Origin of the sequence: Streptomyces sp. SID4985 (assembly GCF_009863025.1) — a bacterium.
Lineage (GTDB): Bacteria > Actinomycetota > Actinomycetes > Streptomycetales > Streptomycetaceae > Streptomyces.
Window position 1 is genome coordinate 1 of record NZ_WWIR01000611.1, and the last position, 2502, is coordinate 2502.

4 protein-coding genes are annotated in these 2502 nt (G+C 72.4%); 3 read left to right on the forward strand and 1 reads right to left on the reverse strand.

The features are described from left to right. The 3 genes from GTW40_RS26195 to GTW40_RS26205 form a co-directional block, all read left to right on the forward strand. The coding region (locus GTW40_RS26195; RefSeq protein ID WP_237525706.1) for a CAP domain-containing protein at positions 1–631 on the forward strand (631 nt) is incomplete at its 5' end. A 13-nt stretch (positions 632–644) separates the two neighbouring features. After that, on the forward strand, positions 645–929 hold the full coding sequence (locus tag GTW40_RS33615; protein WP_161182631.1) for a hypothetical protein: 285 nt from the start codon (positions 645–647) through the stop codon (positions 927–929). A 68-nt stretch (positions 930–997) separates the two neighbouring features. After that, the gene (locus GTW40_RS26205) at positions 998–1405 is read left to right on the forward strand and encodes a helix-turn-helix domain-containing protein (protein ID WP_161182632.1); all 408 of its coding nucleotides are present in this window, start codon (positions 998–1000) and stop codon (positions 1403–1405) included. Here the strand turns inward: GTW40_RS26205 and mutM are convergent. Continuing rightward, positions 1378–2238, reverse strand: a complete 861-nt coding sequence (mutM, locus tag GTW40_RS26210) for a bifunctional DNA-formamidopyrimidine glycosylase/DNA-(apurinic or apyrimidinic site) lyase (RefSeq protein WP_161182633.1) — start codon at positions 2236–2238, stop codon at positions 1378–1380. The two genes, GTW40_RS26205 and mutM, sit on opposite strands and share 28 nt — an antisense overlap. Between the last annotated feature and the right edge of the window lie 264 nt (positions 2239–2502).

Below are 2502 nucleotides of genomic sequence, written 5' to 3' on the forward strand. Positions count from 1 at the left end.
GGACGTCCAGGCCGGTGGTGGCGGCGGCGCCTCCACGGGCGGCCAGTCCACCCAGCCCGCGGCACCGGCGCCGACCCCGTCCGACTCGGAGACGTCCCCGGCGCCCGCCGCCCCGGCCAAGCCGAAGCCCGAGCCGTCGCAGACCGCGGACCAGCCGGCCCCGGCCAAGCCCAAGCCCTCGGCTCCGTCGGACAGTTCCTCCAAGCCCGCCGACAAGGACCCCTCCGCCTCCGCCCCCGCGGCCGTCTCCCCCCAGGCCGAGGCCGAGGCCCAGGTGCTCGCGCTCGTCAACGAGGAGCGCGCGAAGGTCGGCTGCACCCCGGTGACGGCGAACTCCTCCCTCGCCAAGCTCGCCGAGGCCTTCAGCGACGACATGGCCTCACGCGACTTCTTCGACCACACCGACCCCGACGGCGCCACCCCGTGGGACCGCGCCTCCAAGGCGGGCATCACCGGCCTCGGCGGCGAGAACATAGCCCGCGGCCAGGTCGACCCCGCCGCGGTCATGGAAGCCTGGATGAACAGCCCCGGCCACCGCGCCAACATCCTCAACTGCGACTTCAAAACCCTCGGCGTGGGCGTCCACTTCGGCGAGGGCGGGCCTTGGTGGACGCAGGACTTCGGGTACTGAGCCCCCTCGGCGCATGACGGAAGCACGGCTGCCCCCGGGCTGGACCCTCCAGCGCGTCCGTGACGTGTCCGGGGACCGGGAGGCCCTCCCGCTGGGCCCGGACCGGGCGGTGAAATGGGTGGGCGGGGGCGGCCTGCCGGAAGAGCTGCGTCCGGAGATCGTTCTCGGGTTCCACGGACTGTGTCTCGTGAAGCCCGTTGACGACGACGACTGGTACATGGGCAGCCTGTACGACGACGGCGACATCGACTGCTGGTCGGTCTACGCCGACCTCCATGGGGCGCTGCGGGGTCTCTAGGCCATGGGGCGCTAACCCACCCACAGCGCTACCTGGTGGTCAGTGCCCCGCTCGCCTACGCTGGGACCATGAGTGGGATCACCCAGGAGCAGGCGGAGCCGGAGGCGCGGGACGCGTTCGACGTGTTCGCCAAGGCGTGTCCGTCGCGGGGGACGCTGGAGCATGTGACCGGGCGGTGGGGGTCGCTGGTGCTCGGGGCGTTGTACGAGGGGTCGCTGCGGTTCAACGAGCTGCGGCGGCGGGTCGACGGGGTGAGCGAGAAGATGCTGTCCCAGACGCTGCACGCGCTGGAGCGGGACGGGCTCGTGCTCCGGGAGGCGCAGCCGGTGAATCCGCCTCGCGTCGATTACGAACTCACTCCACTCGGCCGTCAGGTGGCCGAGCGGCTGCTCGCGCTCATCCACTGCGTGGAGGGCGCCATGGGGGACGTACTCGCCGCACGGGAGCGTTACGACGCGGCGCGCGGCGCCCGCTGACACTTCGGGCAGAAGTAGCTGGAGCGGTTCATCCAGGGGCGGCGCAGCATCGGCGTACCGCAGCGGCGGCACGGCAGGCCCTCGCGGCCGTAGGCGTCCAGGGAGCGGTCGAAGTAGCCGGACTCGCCGTTGACGTTGACGTACAGGCTGTCGAAGCTGGTGCCGCCGACGTCGAGGGCCGCGTTCATCACGTCCCGGATGTGGCCGAGGAGTTCCGTCGTCACCGGGCGGGTGAAGCCGGCGGTGGGGCGCTCGTAGTGGAGGCGGGAGCGCCAGAGCGCCTCGTCGGCGTAGATGTTGCCGACGCCGCTGATCAGCGACTGGTCGAGCAGGGCCCGCTTGATGGTGGTGCGCTTGCGGCGCAGCGCCTGGTGGAACGCCTCGTCGTCGAAGAGCGGGTCGAGCGGGTCGCGGGCGATGTGCCCGATGACGTCGGGCAGGCCGTCCGGGGTGTTGTCGTGGAGGGACAGACCGCCGAAGGTGCGCTGGTCGACGAAGCGGAGTTCGGTGCCGAGGTCGTCGGCGAAGCGGACCCGGACGCGCAGGTGCTTCTCGTCCGGCGTGGTGTGCGGCTGGACCAGCAGCTGGCCGCTCATGCCCAGGTGCGCCAGGACCGACTGCCCGGTGTCCGCGAGGGGCAGCCACAGATACTTGCCCCGCCTGCTCGGCACCCCGAAGGTGTGCCCCTTCAGCCGGTGCGCGAAGTCGTCGGCCCCCGCGAGATGCCGGCGCACCGCACGCGGATGCAGCACCTCCGCCTCGGCGACGGTCCGCGCGGCCACCCACCGCTCCAGACCCCGCCGGACGACCTCGACCTCGGGCAACTCGGGCATCGACAACCCCCTGTGAGAAATCTGGAAGACCTGGGAAACCTGGTGACCTGGTGACCTGGTGAAAGGACCGAGCGCCCGCCCCCGTCGTACGGGTGCGGGCGCTCGGGGAAACGCTCGGTCAGGCGGTGGCGGACGACGCCGTGTCGTCCTCCGTGACCGGGGCGGACGGCGGGGTGCCGTCGACGGTGGCCGGGGCCGCCGCCTTCTCCGCCGCGGCTGCAGCGGCGCGCTCGTCCGCGGCGGCCTTGATGGCGCGCCAGGCGG

Bases quoted from the DNA above. Each gene is read 5' to 3' on its own strand.
- GTW40_RS33615 (WP_161182631.1), top strand. From the start codon at position 645: ATGACGGAAGCACGGCTGCCCCCGGGCTGGACCCTCCAGCGCGTCCGT.
- mutM (WP_161182633.1), bottom strand. From the start codon at position 2,238: ATGCCCGAGTTGCCCGAGGTCGAGGTCGTCCGGCGGGGTCTGGAGCGG.
- GTW40_RS26205 (WP_161182632.1), top strand. From the start codon at position 998: ATGAGTGGGATCACCCAGGAGCAGGCGGAGCCGGAGGCGCGGGACGCG.